The sequence below is a fragment of the Stenotrophomonas sp. NPDC077461 genome (assembly GCF_049545475.1).
Taxonomy (GTDB): domain Bacteria; phylum Pseudomonadota; class Gammaproteobacteria; order Xanthomonadales; family Xanthomonadaceae; genus Stenotrophomonas; species Stenotrophomonas nematodicola.
The window spans coordinates 123,734-140,071 of sequence record NZ_JBMWDO010000006.1 but is presented as its reverse complement, the minus strand read 5'-3'; the positions used below and the strand labels follow the sequence as shown (position 1 = coordinate 140,071).

The window sequence follows — 16,338 nt, the reverse complement described above, 5'->3', positions numbered from 1 at the left end:
CGGCGCGGGTAGGCAGTCAGCAGGCGGGAGGGGATCGATGGAGGCTTCGCGCTGGCGGCGGCTGTCGTCGCTGCTGGATCCGTTGCTGGACCTGACCGACGCACAGCGTGCGCAGCGGCTGGCGCAGCTTCGCGCCGAGGATCCAAGCCTGGCCGATGACCTGGCGCGGCTGCTGGTGCACGAGCGCGAGAGCGAGGAGTTCATGGCCCAGCCGCTGTGGACCGCCGCGCCGGAGGACAGCCGTGTCGGCACCCTCGTCGGGCCCTACCGGCTGCTGCGCCCGCTCGGGCAGGGCGGCATGGGCGAGGTGTGGCTGGCCGAACGCGCCGACGGGCTGTACCAGCGCCAGGTGGCGCTGAAGCTGCTGCGCAGCGGCTATGCCGACCCCGGGCTGCGCCAGCGTTTCAGCCGCGAACGCGACATCCTGGCCCGCCTGCAGCACCCGCACCTGGCCGAGCTGCTGGACGCCGGCATGGACCTGCAGGGACAGCCCTACCTGGCGCTGGCGTATGTCGAAGGCGAGCCGATCACCGACTACTGCCAGCGCCTGCAGTTGCCGCTGGAACGCCGCCTGCAGCTGATGCTGCAGGTGTGCGCGGTGGTCAGCCACGCGCACGCCAACCTGATCGTGCACCGCGATCTCAAGCCCTCCAATATTCTGGTCACCGCCGAGGGCGAGGTGAAGCTGCTGGATTTCGGCATCGCCAAGCTGCTCGATGCCGACGAGGGCGAGCCCCCGGTGCACCCGCCCACCGAGGCGCGCGCGTTCACCCTGCACTACGCCGCGCCCGAGCAGGTACGCGGCGCGCCGGTGACTACGCTGACCGATGTGTACTCGCTGGGCGTCGTGCTGTTTGAGGTGGTCACCGGGCAGAAGCCGTATCGCCTGCGCCGGCACAGCGACGCCGAGTGGGAGCGGTCGATCATGGAGGTCAGTGCGCCGCGCGCGTCCAGCCTGCTGCTGCGCCGGGCCGGCGAGGGCGGCGCGGCCGGGTCGGCGCTGCGGCGGCTGGCACGGCGGGTGCGGGGCGATCTGGACACGGTGCTGCTCAAGGCGCTGCAGAAGGAGCCGGGCCAGCGCTATGCCTCGGTCGAGGCGTTGGCGCAGGACCTGCGCCGGTTTCTGGAGGGTCGCCCGATCCACGCCCGCCCGCAGGGCACGCTGTACCGGCTGCGCAAGTACATCGGCCGCCACCGCTGGGGCGTCGGGCTGGGCACGGTCAGCGTGCTCGCCTTGATCGCGCTGGCGGTGCTGGCGCTCTGGCAGATGCAGCAGGCGCGCCGCGAGATCGCCCGCGCGCAGGCCATGCAGGATTTCACCGTGGGACTGTTCGACCGCGCTGCCGGCGTGCGCCACGGCAGCTTCGATGTGCGCCAGCTGCTGGCCACCGGGCAGCAGCGCGGCGAAGTGGAGCTGGCCGACCAGCCGCTGTCGCTGGCCGACCTGGAGGGCGTGATCGGCCGCCTGCGGATCGGCCTGGGCGACTATCAGCTGGCCCTGCAGACGCTGGATCGCCAGCGTGCTCTGCTGGAGCAGGTCAAGGAGGTGCCGCCGGCGCTGCAGCTGGAGGCGGTTACCCAGCGCGGACGCGCGCTGCGCATGCTCGGCCGCTCGCGCGATTGCGTGGCCCACCTGTTGCCGATGCAGGCGCTGGCCAGCCAGCAGCGCCTGCAGATGCCGACGCTGGTGGCCGAATACCACGCCCAGCTCGGGCGCTGCCAGCAGCTGCTCGGCTACCGCGCCCCGGCGCGTGCCGCCTTCACCACGGCACTGGCGCTGCGCCGCGATGTGCTGCGCGATGTGGTGGCCACCGCCGACAGTCTGTCCGACCTGGCGGCGCTGGACAGCGACGAAGGCCATGCGCAGGCCGCGTTGTCAGGTTACCGCCAGGCCCTGCAGCTGCTGCAGACCCGCGTCGGCGGGCGCCACCCGCAGCTGATCACCCTGCGCCGTCACCTCGGCGAAACCCTGGCCGCGCAGGGCGACCTGGACGGCGCCGAGCGGACCCTGCACCTGGCTTGGGCGGCCGCGGTCAACCTGTACGGACCGGATCATCCGGAAACCCTGTCGATCCGACGCCTGCGCGCGGTAGTGGCAATGCAGCGCGGCGACCTGGACCAGGCCGAAGCGACGCTGCAGCAGGTCCACCGGCTGACCCGACAGGCGTTGGGCGAGCAGCACCGCGATACCGGCCTGACCTGGCACGCGATGGGGCAACTGGCGCTGGAGCGCGGCGACAGCGCCGCAGCCGAGGTCGACTTCGCTCACGCCGTGGCCATCTGGCGCCAGCCGGACTGCGTGCGCCTGCTGCCGCAGGGGCTCTACGACCAGGGCACGGCGCTGGCCGCCAGCGGCCGCTGGCGGGAGGCGCTGGCGGCCCTGCATGAAGGGCGGCAGTGGCAGGCCGCGCAGCGCGGCGAGCTGGACCCCCTGGTGCTGCAGGCCGACCAGGCGATGGCCGGCATCATCGGCGCGCAGGGCGACCCGCGTCAGGCCGGTGAGCGGCTGATCAGCCTGATGCGGCGCATTGCTCCGGCCGGCACGGTCGCAGTGGCGCAGCAGCAGGAGCTGCAGTTGGCCTGGGCGCGGAATCTGATGCGCATGGGGCAGGACGTGGAAGCGCGACGCGTGCTGGAAACGCTTGCGCAGCTCCCGGGCGAGGAGCCCGATACCCGGCAGCGGCGCTGGCGGGCACGCGCATCGCTGGCGCTGCTGTCCTGCGGCGAGGCGCCGCAGCGCGGCCGCCAGGCGCTGGCCGCGCTGCAGGCCGATGTACGCCGGCAACAGCCGCAGGGCGGTGCGATGGCGCACGAGCTGGCGCAGGCGCAGCAGGCCTGCCCCTCGTTGGCCGTGGCTGAACGCTCCGCCGCGTCCACCTCGGCGAATTAACGTTCGCCTGCCTATGATGGCCGGCCCTTTCCTGCCATCGCTGCCTGCATGCAACGACGCGACTTCATCCGCACCGCTTCCCTGGCCCTGGCTGCCGCCGGCCTGCCCGCGCTGCCGGCCTGCGCCGCGCAGGGCAACCAGGTCGGCCTGCGCCGCCTCGGCAAGCCGCAGCCGTTCGACTTCGCCTCCCTCAAGGGCCAGGCGCGCGCGCTGTCCCAGGCGGCCTACCAGAGCCACAAGCGCACCCTGCCGGGTCCGCTGGAAGCGCTGGACTGGGACCAGTACCAGTCCATCCGCTACCGCCAGGACCACGCCCTTTGGGCCGACCAGCCCGGCAGGTACCAGGCCAAGTTCTTCCACCTCGGGCTGTACTTCCACTCCCCGGTGCGCATGTACGACGTGGTGGATGGCACCGCCCAGGAACTGGCCTACGACCCGGCCGCGTTCGACTACGGCAAGAGCGGCCTGAAGGGCAGCCACCTGCCGCCCGACCTCGGCTTTGCCGGGTTCCGCCTCAACACCCGCCAGGACACCGACCGCGACTTCGCCGCGTTCCTCGGTGCCAGCTACTTCCGCGCGGTGGGCAGGGAAGGCCAGTACGGCCAGTCGGCGCGCGGCCTGGCGATCGACACCGGCATGGGCCGTCCGGAGGAATTCCCGGACTTCATCGCCTATTACCTGGAGCAGCCGGCCGCCGACTCCAACACCCTGGTGGTGTATGCGCTGCTGGATTCGCCGAGCGTTGCCGGCGCCTACCGCTTCGCCATCACCAACGGCGATGTGCTGCTGATGGACATCGACTGCGCGCTGTATCCGCGCAAGGCGATCGAGCGGCTGGGCATCGCCCCGTGCACCAGCATGTACCAGGTGGGCGAGAACGACCGCCGCATGGCCTGGGACTGGCGGCCGGAAATCCACGACACCGATGGCCTGTCGATGTGGACCGGCGCCGGCGAGTGGATCTGGCGCCCGCTGTGCAACCCGGCGCAGCTGCGCTTCAACATGTTCGTGGACAACAATCCGCGCGGCTTCGGCCTGCTCCAGCGCGACCGCAACTTCGACCATTACCAGGACGACGGCGTGTTCTACGAGAAGCGCCCGTGCCTGTGGGTGGAGCCGAAGGGCCAATGGGGCAAGGGCTCGGTGCAGCTGGTGGAAATCCCCACCGTGGATGAAACCTTCGACAACATCGTGGCGTTCTGGAACCCCGACGCCAAGCCGCAGCCAGGGCAGGAACTGCTGCTGGGCTATCGGCTGTACTGGGGCGCGCAGCCGCCGGCACGACCGCCGATGGCGCACTGCGTGGACAGCCGCACCGGCCTGGGCGGCGTGATCGGCAAGAAGCGCGAGTACTTCTCCTGGCGCTTCGCCGTGGACTTCGCAGGTGGCGAGCTGGCTGCGCTGATCGACAAGGCCGAGGTGGAAGCGGTGGTGCAGGTCAGCCGTGGCCGCACCGAGATCGTCTCGGCGCGCCCGCTGCGCGAGATCAAGGGCTACCGTGCGATGTTCGACGTGGTGCCGCCGGACGACAGCACCCAGCAGATCGACATCCGCCTGTACCTGCGCAGCGGCGGCCGTACGCTGACCGAAACCTGGCTGTACCAGTACAGCCCGCCGCCGGTGGGCGCACCGGAACGCACGCTCTATTGACGTAGAGCCGGGCTCTGCCCGGCTCCCCACCGTCACAGCGGGAGCGGGGCCTGCATCGGATCGATGCGGCCTTCGCCGCGGGTGATCTTCTTGAACTCGGCGCGGCTGACCGACACGTAGCGTTCGTTGCCGCCGATTTCCACCTGCGGGCCGTCCTGCACGGCATGGCCGTGTTCGTCCACGCGCACGGTCATCGTCGCCTTCTTGCCGCTGTGGCAGATGGTCTTGATCTCCTGCATCTCGTCGGCCCAGGCCAGCAGGTACTGGCTGCCCTCGAACAGTTCGCCGCGGAAGTCGGTGCGCAGGCCGTAGCACAGCACCGGAATGCGCAGCTCATCGACCACTTCGCTCAACTGCCAGACCTGGCTGCGGGTGAGGAACTGGGCCTCATCGACCAGCACGCAGCCCAGCGGTCCTCCTGCGGCGATGTCCGCGGCGATCAGGCGCTGCAGGTCGGTATCGCGGTCGAAGGCCACACCATCGGCCTTCAGCCCGATCCGCGAGGCCACCACGCCGCGCCCGGCGCGGTCGTCCAGGCGCGGGGTCAGGATGGCCACGCGCATGCCGCGCTCGCGGTAGTTGTGCGCCGACTGCAGCAGGGTGGTGGTCTTGCCGGCGTTCATCGCCGAATAGTAGAAGTAGAGCTTGGCCATGCCGCATTTTATCCGCAGATGGCCGGTGCCGCCGCCGGCGTCACTCGGCCGGTGGCACACCGGTGGCCGGCCCCACCTCCACCGTGCCGGCGCGCTGCATCTGCTCCATCGCCTGGGCCTGCCAGTGCCAGTACTGCGCCGGCTCCCAGTAGCGGTCCTGCAGGAAGCGGTCCACCGGCATGGCCTGCTGCTGCCCGTCCTCGCCGCGCACGGTCATCTTCAGCGCGCCGATCCAGCCCAGCCGGCTGCCCGTCACCTCATTGCGGCCGCGGCGCATCTCGCGCTCCTGGCGTGGCTTGGCCACGGCGTCGCCGTAGGTGTCGTACAGCGCCTGGCCTTCCACCAGCGCCCGGTCGCGCTCGGCCGGGTCCAGCGCGGCCCAGTAGCGTTCGCGATGCACCAGCAGGAAGCGGTCGCCGCGCTCGGCGGCCAGGTCCATCCAGGCATAGGCGGCCGCGCGGTCGGCCGGCCCGCCCACGCCGTTCCACAGCAGCTCGGCCAGGGCCGCCTGCGACAGCTTGTCCGCGTAGCGCGCACCCCGCCGGTAATAGCTCCGCGCCTGCTCGGGCCGCCCGCCCTGCATCGCTTCGTTGCCCAGTTTGCGATAGCGCATGTCCGGGTGCGAGGCCAGGAACGTCTCCGAGCCCAGCACGTCGGCGGCCCACGGGTCGAAGACAGGCGCGTCGGCCTCCGCAGCGGCGGCGGCACCCACCAGCCCGCACAGTACCGCGCCCAGCAGCACGGCCCGGCCCCCTGCAATGCATCCCCTCATGACGCCCCGTGTCCTGCTTCACATGATCCCCCCCCTCAATAGCGCAGGGCGCGCGCGCAGGTCAATCCTCCCCGGCCGCCGCCGCACCGGCGCGGCCCGCTACAATGCCCCTCCCCCGGAGTCGGCATGCACGGTCTCAATCCTCCCCAACGCGCGGCAGTCCTGCACTGCGAAGGTCCTCTGCTGGTGCTCGCGGGCGCAGGCAGCGGCAAGACGCGCGTGATCGTGGAGAAGATCGGCCAGCTGATCGCCAGCAAGCGCTATCCGGCGCGGCGCATCGCGGCCATCACCTTCACCAACAAGTCGGCCAAGGAAATGCGCGAACGCGTGGCCAAGCGCCTGCGCAGCGAAGACGCCGACGAGGTGACGATCTGCACGTTCCACGCGCTGGGGCTGAAATTCCTGCAGATCGAGCATGCCTCGGTCGGGCTCAAGCGCGGCTTCTCGATCTTCGACGCCGACGATGCCACCTCGCAGGTCAAGGACCTGATGTACGGCGCCAAGCCGGATGACATCGAAGACGTGAAGAACCTGATCTCGCGCGCCAAGAACGCCGGCCTTTCGCCGGAGCAGGCGATGGCGGCCGCGCGCAGCAACCGCGAGAAGGAAGCGGCCAGCGTCTACGAGCGATACCAGCTGCGCCTCTCCGCGTTCAACGCGGTCGACTTCGACGACCTGATCCGCCTGCCGGTGCAGGTGCTGGAAGAGAACCCGGAGATCGCCCTGGCGTGGCGCGAACGCATCGGCTACCTGCTGGTGGACGAATGCCAGGACACCAACGATGCGCAGTACCGGCTGCTCAAGCAGCTGGCCGGCAGCAAGGGCAACTTCACCTGCGTGGGCGACGATGACCAGTCGATCTACGCGTGGCGTGGTGCCAATCCGGAAAACCTGCAGCAGATGGCGCGCGACTACCCGGCGCTGGAGATCATCAAGCTGGAGCAGAACTACCGCTGCTCCAACCGCGTGCTGCGCGCGGCCAATGCGCTGATCGCCAACAACCCGCACGAGCACCTCAAGAAGCTGTGGAGCGACCAGGCCGACGGCGAACGCATCCGCGTGTGGGAGTGCCGCAACAGCGAGCACGAAGCGGAGAAGGTGGCGGCGGAGATATCCTACCTGGCCACCTCCAAGCAGATTCCCTGGAGTGATTTCTGCATCCTGTTCCGCGGCAACTTCCAGTCGCGGCCACTGGAAAAGGCGCTGCAACTGGTGCGCGCGCCGTACCACATCACCGGCGGCACCGCGTTCCTGGAGCGCCAGGAGGTCAAGGACACGCTGTCCTGGCTGCGCCTGCTGGTGAACCCCGACGACGATACGGCGTTCATGCGCGCGGTGCAGTCGCCCAAGCGCGAAGTGGGTGCCGGCACGCTGGCCAAGCTGGCCGAACTGGCGTCGGAGAAGGACCTGCCGATGGCGCATGCGGCCGAGGCGATCGGCGCGCTGTCGCAGTTGCCGCCGCGCGCGGCCAACGGCCTGAGCCGCTTCACCGACATCCTGCGCGACCTGCGCGCGCAGATGCCGCAGCTCAGTTCCGGCGACCTGGTGCGGCGGCTGGTGAAGGAGTCGGGGCTGGTCTCCGAGCTGCGCAGCGCCTGCAAGGAAGAATCGGTGTACCAGCGCCGTCTGGCCAACCTGGAAGAGCTGGCGCAGTGGTTCGAAGGCGGCCCGCGCGGTGCTTCCACCGCCGACCTGGCCGCGCAGCTGGCGCTGTTGTCGCGCAACGACAAGGACGATGGCGGCAACCAGGTGCGGATGATGACCCTGCATGCGTCCAAGGGCCTGGAATTTCCGTACGTCTTCATCGTTGGCTGCGAGGACGGCGTGCTGCCGCACCAGGTCAGTCTCGACGAGGGCAACCTGCAGGAAGAGCGCCGCCTGCTCTACGTGGGCATCACCCGCGCCAAGGTGCAGCTGTGGATGAGCTACAGCAAGCTCACGCGCAAGTTCGGCGAGCACGTGCGGCTCAAGCCCAGCCGGTTCTTCGAGGAGATCCCGGCCGAGGAGATGCAGCGCGACGGTGCCGATCCGGTCGCCGATGCCGAACGCAAGAAAGAGCGCGCCAGTGCAGGACTGGCGGCGATCCAGGCCTTGTTCGACTGACCACGCGCGTCGCGCAGCGCCGACCCTTGGTCGGCTGCCGCCGGCCGGGGCGAACAGCAGCCGACCAGGGGCCGGCGCTACCGTGTTCGGGGCGCGCATTGCACAATCGGGGCATCTTCCTCCGCAGTGACCCGCATGTCCGCCGTGATCCAGACCGACCGCCTGCACCTGCGCCTGATCGACCCCGACCATGATGCGGCCGACATGCTGGCCCTGCTCAACGAACCGGGGTTCATCCGCAACATCGCCGACCGCGGCGTGCGTACCCTGGCGCAGGCGCGTGACTACACCGCCGAGCGCGTGCTGGGCAGCTATGCCCTCAACGGCTTTGGCATGTACGCCATCATCCGTCGCAGCGACGGCGCATGGTTGGGCAATGCCGGGCTGGTACGCCGCGACGGACTGCCCGCGCCGGATATCGGCTACGCACTGCTCTCGCCGTACGAAGGCCACGGCTACGCGCTGGAGGCCGCGCGCGGGGTGATGCACTACGCGCGCGATGTGCTGCACCACGCCGATCTGTACGGCATCGTGTCGCCGGACAACCTGCGGTCGGCCGCCCTGCTGCGCAAGCTGGGCATGGAAGATCGCGGCGACCTGCTGTTGCCGCCGCCGCACGGTGGCAACGTGGTGCTGCTGTTCGCCACGCCAGGGGCCCCGGCGGTGGTGGCGTCATGACTCCCTGAGCCCGGCACGGAGGCAGGGTCGGGCGGGCTGCCCGACACCGCGACCGCGCTGCCAGACACTCCGACCGCGCTGCCCGACACCGCGACCGCGCTGCCAGACACTCCGACCGCGCTGTCCGACACCCCGACCGCGCTGTCCGACACCCCGACCGCGCTGTCCGACACGCCGACCGCGCTGTCCGACACCCCCGACCGCGCTGTCCGACACCCCCGACCGCGCTGTCCGACACCCCGTAGAGCCGGGCTCTGCCCGGCTGCTCTTCAGCCGCCCAACTGCGCGCGCAGGTCCGCCAGCTGCTCCTGCAGCTCGGCCACAGTGGCCTCCAGCTGCTGCACGCGCGCATCCAGCGCGGCGCTGCCACCGCCACCACTGGTCGGCGCCGCCTTGTACGCCTCCGCCAACGCCTCCACGTCCACCGGGCCGGCCAGCAGGTGCATGTAGCGGTCTTCGCGCTGTCCGCTGGCGCGCGGCAGCTGGACCGCCAGGCCGCGCTGGATCATGCGCTCCACATGGTGCCGCAGCTCGTCGGCGTCCTGGAACTGGAACAGGCGCTCGCTGCGGGTCAGCAGCTCGTTCACCGTCTGCGGACCGCGCAGCAGCAACAGGCCCAGGACCGCCAGCTGCTGGCGGGTCAGGTCCAGCGCACTGCCGGCACGGTGTTCATAGCGCTCGGCACGCGAGGAGAACTGCTGGCGGGCCAGCCCCAGCGTCTCCAGCTGGCGCAGCGCGTGGTGCACATCCCCGGCCGACAGGGCCATCACCGGCTCCCGCGCGGTCTTCTGGTTGGCCGCCAACTGGGCGGCATTGACCGTCAGCGGGTAGGCGTCCGGGGTGGTGGCCTCCTTCTCGATCAGGCAGCCCAGGGTGCGGGCCTGGGCCGCGCTCAGCACGGGCAGGGCAGGGGTCTGGACGTCATCGGTCACGGGGGGCTCCACGGTGTTTCAAGGGGGTGCAGCATAGCCGAGCGCCGCCGCCGGCATGAACGCCGCCGGCCAAGCCGGTAAACTGGCACGACTCTGTTGCTGGTGACCCCGATGCGTCGTATTGCTGCTGTTCCCCTGTCCGTGCTTGCCTGCGCCGTGATGGCGCTGACCGCCTGCAAGCGCACCGAAGCCCCGGCTGATGCCGCACCCCCGACCGTCGCCGCGTCTGCCGATGCACCGGCTGCTAGCGGCGATGCCGCCGTGGCCGCCAACGACAATCTCAATGCGGTGCTGTGGATGCAGCGTTCGCAGGAATACCGTGCGATCACCGAGCAGACCTACCGCGCCGCCGCCGACCGCCTGGATGCCGCGCTGAAGGAAGCCCACTGGGATGCGCTGGTGCCCGAAGAGCGCGGCAACGAAGCCAAGGGCCTGAAGCCGGCGGTGGTGCTGGACGTGGACGAGACCGTGCTGGACAACTCGCCCTACCAGGCGCGCCTGGTGCGTGACGGCAAGGAATACGACGAGATGACCTGGGACCAGTGGGTGGCCGAAAAGAAGGCCAAGGCGATCCCCGGCGTGGTCGATTTCGCCAAGGCCGCCAACGCCCGCGGCGTGACCCTGCTGTACATCTCCAACCGCGCGGTTCACCTCAAGGACGCCACCCTCGCCAACCTGCGCGCCGAAGGCCTGCCGGTGGCCGATGACAGCGTCTTCCTCGGCCTGGGCACCGTGGTGGAAGGCTGCGAGCAGGCCGGCAGCGAAAAGAACTGCCGCCGCCGCCTGGCCGGCCAGAAGTACCGCGTGCTGATGCAGTTCGGCGACCAGCTGGGCGATTTCGTCGAAGTCACCGCCAACACCAACGATGGCCGCGACGCACTGCTGCAGCAGTACCACGACTGGTTCGGCGAGCGCTGGTGGATGCTGCCCAACCCGACCTACGGCGGCTTCGAGCCGGCGCAGTTCAACAACGATTACAGCCAGTCGCGCCAGGCCCGCCACGATGCCAAGCGCGCTGCGCTGGACTACGCGCCGTGAGCCGGGCACCGCTGCCGCTGCGCGATGATGAACGCCTGATCGTCGCGCTGGACGTGCCGGGACGCGATGAGGCGCTGGCGTGGGTGGACCGGCTGGGCGACAGCGTGTCGTTCTACAAGATCGGCATGGAACTGCTGGCGTCCGGCGAATACTTCCAGGTGCTTGATGCGCTCGCCACGCGCGACAAGCGCGTCTTCGTCGACCTGAAGTTCTTCGATATCCCCGCCACCGCCGCCGCGGTGATCAAGCGGCTGTCGCAGTGGCCGGTGAGCTACGCCACCATCCACGGCTGGCACCCGGCGATGATGGAGGCCTGCGCCGCCGCCAACGGCAGCGACATGCGCCTGCTGGCGGTGACCGTGCTGACCTCGATGGGCCAGGACGATCTGCGTGGCATGGGCATCGACCGGGCGCCGGTGGACGTGGTGGTCGAGCGCGCGCTGGCCGCCCGGGCGGCCGGCATCGACGGCGTCATCGCCTCCGGCCAGGAAGCCGCACCGATCCGCGCGGCTACCGGGCCGGGTTTCTCCATTGTCTGCCCCGGCATCCGCCCGGGTGGCCCGGTGGGCGATGACCAGAAGCGCACTGTAGGCGTTGCCCAGGCGTTCGCCGATGGCGCCGATGCCATCGTGGTGGGCCGGCCGATCCGCCAGGCGACCGACCCGCGCGCCGCCGCGCTGGCGATCCAGGCCGAAATCGCCTCGGTCCTGCGCTGATCCCCGCACAGTGCCGGCGCTCCGTGTGCCGGCACCGACGCGTTCTTTGGTGCCGGAACCGCGTCTCGTTGTCGTGTTGCGCACGGTTGCAGAAGTGAATCCATCAATCGCTGCCGGGTCGCTGGCCACAGCGAAGTGAGAAGCGTCGCCCAGTCTGTCTCCCGCCTTTGCCGTCGAATCGATCCCGGCACGTGCCCTCCCGGCCGTGTCATCCGCTTCTTCATCACTGCAAAGGAGTTGCAGCATGCACATGCGTTACCGCGCGGCCGTGGCCGCTCTCGTCGTCATGGCCACGGTGTCCGCCCCGGCGCTGGCCACCCCGCCGCTGGACGGACACAGCCCCAGGATCATCGGCGGCATCGATGCCGAGCCCGGGCAGTACCCCTTCATGGTCAGCCTGCAGCAGCTTGCCCGGGGCGAGTCCGACCACGCGCGTCACTGGTGTGGCGCCACCCTGATCTCGCCGTCCTGGGTGCTGACCGCCGCGCACTGCGTGGAAGATGCGCTGCCGCGTGACTACGCGGTGCTGGCCGGCAAGACCACGCTGGACACCACCGGGCGCCGGCGGGTGTCCAACATCAAGGCCATCCACGTTCACCCGGCCTACGACAGCAGAGCCCTGGTCAACGACATCGCGCTGATCCAACTGCGCCGCCCGATCGCCAAGGGCCAGTTCGCGGTGCCGCTGCTCGGCGGTGACACCGGCTACCTGCGCCGTGGTCGCCGCTTTACCGTGATCGGCTGGGGCGACACCGGCCTGGAAGGACCGGCGGGCGCGCCGACCGTCCTGCAGACCGTGCAGACGCCTTATGTCCCGTTCCGTGAGTGCCGCAACGCCTATCCCAACCTGCAGGCGGGCAAGGTGCTCTGCGCTGGCGAGGAAGGCATCGACAGCTGTCAGGGCGACTCGGGCGGTCCGCTGCTGGTGCAGCGCGAGGGCCGGTGGACGGTTCTCGGGACCGTCAGTTGGGGCGTGGGTTGCGCGCAGGCCGGCTATCCAGGCGTATATGCACGGCTGTCGGACGGGCACATGGCCGACTTCATCCGGGCGACCTGGACCCACGACTAGACCCTGTCGGGCACGGGCACCGCGCCGGTCCCGGCCGGTGTCCGTTCGTTTTCCTTGTTTTTCAATGACCTGCGGCCTCCTATGGTGGCGCCGCAAGGGCCCGGCTTGCCGCTGCAGGGCCGCAGGCCGCAAGATGCGGACCGGTCCGGGGAGTCCGAATTCATGTCCATGCCGTTGATGCCAGGGCGTTGTCGAGAGTGGGTACTGGCGCTGTCGTTCTGCGGCCTGGTGCTGCTCAGTGCGTGCAAGCGCGATCAGATCGATCCGGATGCGCCAGCCGCCGAACCGGTGGCGGCCCTGCGCCAGCTTGCCCGCCTCGTCGCCGACAATGACCTTGTCGGCTACGCGCAGGCGTCGGTGCCGCCGGCCCAGTACGACCGCCTGCAGGCGGCCTGGGCCCAGGGACGCAGCCGCTGGCCGCTGACCGAACTGCCGCTGGATGGTCAGTTCCTGCCGATGATGGCCGCGCTGTCACGGCCGGACGCGCCGCAGCGCCTGCAGCGCGCCTTCGACGCGCAGATTGCCGGCCAGGCCACGGGGGTGCGCCAGGCGGCGCATTCGATGGGACTGTTCGGTGTGCAGTACCTGCGCAACCAGAGCGACTACAGCGAAACCGAGCGCGCCCACTACACCCAGGTGGTCGACGCGCTCAGCCGCTGGGCGGCCGCCGCCCCGCTGACCGACAAACAGCGCGCCCGCACCACCATCACCCTGCTGACGGCCACGGCGCGGACCGCCGCGCTGTCCACCGAGGAACAACTGCAGGCCGCGGGCATGGAAGGTTCGCTGCGCCGGCTGGGACCGTTCGCCAAGGCCTTCAAAACCGCGCTGGCCAGTTACGGCCTGTCGCTGGACACGGCGCTGACCGAACTGCGCGGCGAACTGGTGTCCCAGCAGGGCGATACCGCCGTGGTGCGGATCCAGTACCCGCTGGCGGGCGAACAGATCGACGCACAGGTGCGCATGACCCGTCGCGAGGGCCACTGGTACGTGACGCGGACGCTCGAAGACACCGACGCGCTGCTGCGGGCCGCCGAGGCCGCACAAGCTGAACATGACGCCGCCAAGGCGGCTGAAGCAGAGGCGGCCGCTGCGGTCAAGGACGATGCTTCCGCACCGGCTAAGCCATAATGAAGCCGATGCCGAACCAGAATCCCCTGCCTTTCCCCGGCGAAGAGCCGCCCAAGACGCCGGACGCACCGTCCGCGTCGCCCGACACCGCGCCCGTTGCCGGCATTCCGGCCGAGCCCGGTGAGGCGCCGGCTGCGGCCGACCCGGCGGCAACCGCGCCGTCCGCCATCGTGCCCGGAACCCGTGCCCCGGTGGGCCGCCGCCCGTGGTGGGCGCGCCTGCTGGGCCGGCTGGTCGAGCCGTGGCTGTCGCTGAAGATCGAACCGGAACATCCCGGCCAGTACAACGACGGCCGCCCGGTGGTCTATGTGCTGGAAGACTACGGGCTGTCCAACGCGCTGATCCTGGACAAGGCCTGCCGTGAAGCCGGCCTGCCCTCGCCGCTGGTGCCCATCGCCGGCGACCCGACCGGGCGCCGGCGTGCCTACCTGGCGCTGTCCCGCCGCAGCAGCAGCAACTCGCTGATTCCCGAGCAGCGCGGCGCCAAGACCCATTCGGATTCGCTGGCCAAGGTGCTGCAGGCCCATCGCGCACGCGATGAGCTGGACGTGCACCTGGTGCCGGTGTCGATCTTCGTCGGACGTGCGCCGGACAAGCAGAGCGGCTGGTTCGCCGTGCTGTTCTCGGAAAACTGGGCACTGGTGGGCCGGTTCCGTCGCCTGCTGGCCGTGCTGCTCAACGGCCGCAGCACCATCGTGCGCTTCGCGCCGCCGATTTCCCTGCGCACCACCGTGGACGAGGGGCTGGACCCCGAGCGCACCGTGCGCAAGCTGCAGCGGGTGCTGCGCACGCACTTCCGCCGTATCCGTGAATCGGTGATCGGTCCGGATCTGTCCACCCGCCGCCTGCTGGTGGACAAGGTGCTCGATGCCGACACCGTGCGCGAGGCGATCGCCTCGCAGGCCAAGCGCGACAACTCCAAGCCGGCCGATGCCTGGAAGAAGGCGCATGCCTACGCCTGGGAAATCGCCGCGGACTATTCCAGCCCGGTGGTGCGCTCGGCGAGCTTCATGCTCAGCCACGTCTGGAACCGCATCTATGCCGGCGTGCTGGTCCATCACCTGGACAAGTTCAAGGCGGCCGCGCCCGGGCACGAAGTGGTCTACGTGCCCAGCCACCGCAGCCACATGGACTACCTGCTGCTGTCCTACCTGCTGTATGACCGTGGCATTGTGCCGCCGCACATCGTGGCCGGCATCAACCTGAACCTGCCGGTGGTGGGCACGCTGCTGCGCAAGGGAGGCGCGTTCTTCATCCGCCGCTCCATCCGCGGCAACGCGCTGTACTCGGCGGTGCTCAGCGAGTACGTGGCGCAGCTGGTGGCGGGTGGCTACTCGATCGAGTACTTCGTCGAGGGTGGCCGCTCGCGAACCGGCCGCCTGCTGCAGCCCAAGGGCGGCATGATCTCGATGACGCTGCGCGCGTTCCTGCGCCAGCCGCGCAAGCCGGTGCTGTTCCAGCCGGTCTACATCGGCTACGAAAAGCTGATGGAAGGCGGCAGCTACCTGGATGAGCTGTCCGGGCGGCCCAAGGAAAAGGAATCGATCTGGCAGCTGCTGTGGTCCATTCCCAAGGTGCTCAAGCAGAACTACGGCCAGGTCGTGGTGAACTTCGGCGAGCCGATCGCGCTCAACGACGTGCTGGCCCAGCAGGCGCCGGAGTGGAATGGGCAGCCGGTCGGCGAAGACGAGAAGCCGTCGTGGCTGTCGGGCACGGTCGACCACCTGGCCGAACGCATCCAGGTGCATATCAACGGCGCCGCCGACGTCAATCCGATCAACCTGCTGGCGCTGGCGCTGCTGTCCACGCCCAAGCATGCGATGGGCGAGGCCGACCTGATCGCGCAGATCGAGCTGTGCAAAACCCTGCTGGTGGAGATGCCGTACTCCGATCGCGTGACGGTGACCCCGCACTCGCCGGAGCGGATCATCGCCCATGCCGAGGAAATCAACGTCCTGACCCGCATCAAGCACCCGCTCGGTGATGTGCTCAGCGTCAGCGGCGATACGGCAGTGCTGCTCAGCTACTTCCGCAACAACGTGCTGCACCTGTTCACGGCCTCGTCGTGGGTGGCGTGCTGCTTCCAGAACAACCGTCGCATGAGCCGTACCGGCCTGGTGCAGCTGGGCCGCACGGTGTACCCGTTCCTGCAGGCCGAGCTGTTCCTGCCGTGGAGCGAGGACGAGTTCGCCCAGCGCATCGAGCAGACCATCAACGTGTTCGTGCGCGAGGGCCTGCTGCAGAACGTCAATGACGACGACGGCGGCATCCTGGCGCGCAACACCGGACAGACCGACGAAGTCTTCCGTCTGCGTGCCATCGGCCACTCGCTGCAGCAGGCGTTCGAGCGCTATTACATCGCCATCTCGGTGCTGGTGAAGAATGGCCCGGGCACGCTCGGCGCGGCCGAGCTGGAAAGCCTGTGCCAGCAGGCCGCGCAGCGCCTGAGCCTGCTGTATGCGCCGGCCGCGCCGGAGTTCTTCGACCGCACGCTGTTCCGCGGCTTCATCCAGAAGCTGCGCGAGCTGCGGCTGGTATGGCCGGACGAGAACAGCAAGCTGCTGTTCGACGACCGCCTGGATGCCTGGGCCAAAGACGCCAAGTTCATCCTCGGCCGCGAGCTGCGCCACACCATCGAGCGGGTCAGCCCGGAGGCGGCCAAGCCGGATGAGCCGGTGGCACAGGACTGAGGCAGCCGGCAGGAAG

The 16,338-nt window shown here is 69.7% G+C and carries 12 protein-coding genes; 9 read left to right on the top strand and 3 right to left on the bottom strand.

Annotation, left to right across the window (positions count from 1 at the left end):
- The first annotated feature begins 37 nt into the window (after nt 1-37).
- Both ACPEH8_RS12350 and ACPEH8_RS12345 read left to right on the top strand, forming a co-directional pair.
- A complete protein-coding gene (locus ACPEH8_RS12350) occupies nt 38-2,890 on the top strand; it encodes a serine/threonine-protein kinase (RefSeq protein WP_153165473.1) in 2,853 nt (950 codons plus the stop codon).
- Nucleotides 2,891-2,938: 48 nt separating this feature from the next.
- The gene (locus tag ACPEH8_RS12345; protein WP_136005714.1) at nt 2,939-4,540 is read left to right on the top strand and encodes a glucan biosynthesis protein; all 1,602 of its coding nucleotides are present in this window, start codon (nt 2,939-2,941) and stop codon (nt 4,538-4,540) included.
- A 32-nt stretch (nt 4,541-4,572) separates the two neighbouring features.
- Here ACPEH8_RS12345 and ACPEH8_RS12340 read toward each other — a convergent pair whose 3' ends face one another.
- Both ACPEH8_RS12340 and ACPEH8_RS12335 read right to left on the bottom strand, forming a co-directional pair.
- Entirely contained in the window at nt 4,573-5,193 is a 621-nt protein-coding gene (locus tag ACPEH8_RS12340; RefSeq protein WP_017355293.1) for a thymidine kinase, read from the bottom strand.
- Between the two features lie 40 nt (nt 5,194-5,233).
- On the bottom strand, nt 5,234-5,965 hold the full coding sequence (locus ACPEH8_RS12335; protein WP_037590935.1) for a sel1 repeat family protein: 732 nt from the start codon (nt 5,963-5,965) through the stop codon (nt 5,234-5,236).
- Between the two features lie 126 nt (nt 5,966-6,091).
- Here ACPEH8_RS12335 and ACPEH8_RS12330 point away from each other — a divergent pair, with 126 nt between their 5' ends.
- Together ACPEH8_RS12330 and ACPEH8_RS12325 are read left to right on the top strand one after the other, a co-directional pair.
- Nucleotides 6,092-8,068: a UvrD-helicase domain-containing protein gene (locus tag ACPEH8_RS12330; RefSeq protein ID WP_017355295.1), complete on the top strand. Its 1,977-nt coding sequence runs from the start codon at nt 6,092-6,094 to the stop codon at nt 8,066-8,068.
- Between the two features lie 135 nt (nt 8,069-8,203).
- Nucleotides 8,204-8,746 (top strand): GNAT family N-acetyltransferase, encoded by a 543-nt coding sequence (locus tag ACPEH8_RS12325; RefSeq protein WP_017355296.1) that lies wholly within the window; start codon nt 8,204-8,206, stop codon nt 8,744-8,746.
- Nucleotides 8,747-9,015: 269 nt separating this feature from the next.
- Here ACPEH8_RS12325 and ACPEH8_RS12320 read toward each other — a convergent pair whose 3' ends face one another.
- Nucleotides 9,016-9,678, bottom strand: a complete 663-nt coding sequence (locus ACPEH8_RS12320; RefSeq protein WP_017355297.1) for a YceH family protein — start codon at nt 9,676-9,678, stop codon at nt 9,016-9,018.
- A 111-nt stretch (nt 9,679-9,789) separates the two neighbouring features.
- Between ACPEH8_RS12320 and ACPEH8_RS12315 the strand changes: the two genes are divergently transcribed.
- From ACPEH8_RS12315 to plsB, 5 genes are all read left to right on the top strand, one after another.
- Nucleotides 9,790-10,716 carry a 5'-nucleotidase, lipoprotein e(P4) family gene (locus ACPEH8_RS12315; protein WP_026070654.1) on the top strand — a complete coding sequence of 309 codons (927 nt, stop codon included), beginning with the start codon at nt 9,790-9,792 and terminating at the stop codon, nt 10,714-10,716.
- On the top strand, nt 10,713-11,432 hold the full coding sequence (gene pyrF / locus ACPEH8_RS12310) for an orotidine-5'-phosphate decarboxylase (protein ID WP_017355299.1): 720 nt from the start codon (nt 10,713-10,715) through the stop codon (nt 11,430-11,432). Before ACPEH8_RS12315 ends, pyrF begins: the two co-directional genes overlap by 4 nt.
- A gap of 244 nt (nt 11,433-11,676) precedes the next feature.
- Nucleotides 11,677-12,501: a S1 family peptidase gene (locus ACPEH8_RS12305; RefSeq protein WP_229296579.1), complete on the top strand. Its 825-nt coding sequence runs from the start codon at nt 11,677-11,679 to the stop codon at nt 12,499-12,501.
- Between the two features lie 162 nt (nt 12,502-12,663).
- On the top strand, nt 12,664-13,632 hold the full coding sequence (locus ACPEH8_RS12300) for a hypothetical protein (RefSeq protein ID WP_229296578.1): 969 nt from the start codon (nt 12,664-12,666) through the stop codon (nt 13,630-13,632).
- Entirely contained in the window at nt 13,632-16,322 is a 2,691-nt protein-coding gene (plsB, locus tag ACPEH8_RS12295; RefSeq protein ID WP_017355302.1) for a glycerol-3-phosphate 1-O-acyltransferase PlsB, read from the top strand. The genes ACPEH8_RS12300 and plsB overlap by 1 nt, the downstream gene beginning before the upstream one ends.
- The last annotated feature ends 16 nt before the right edge of the window (nt 16,323-16,338 follow it).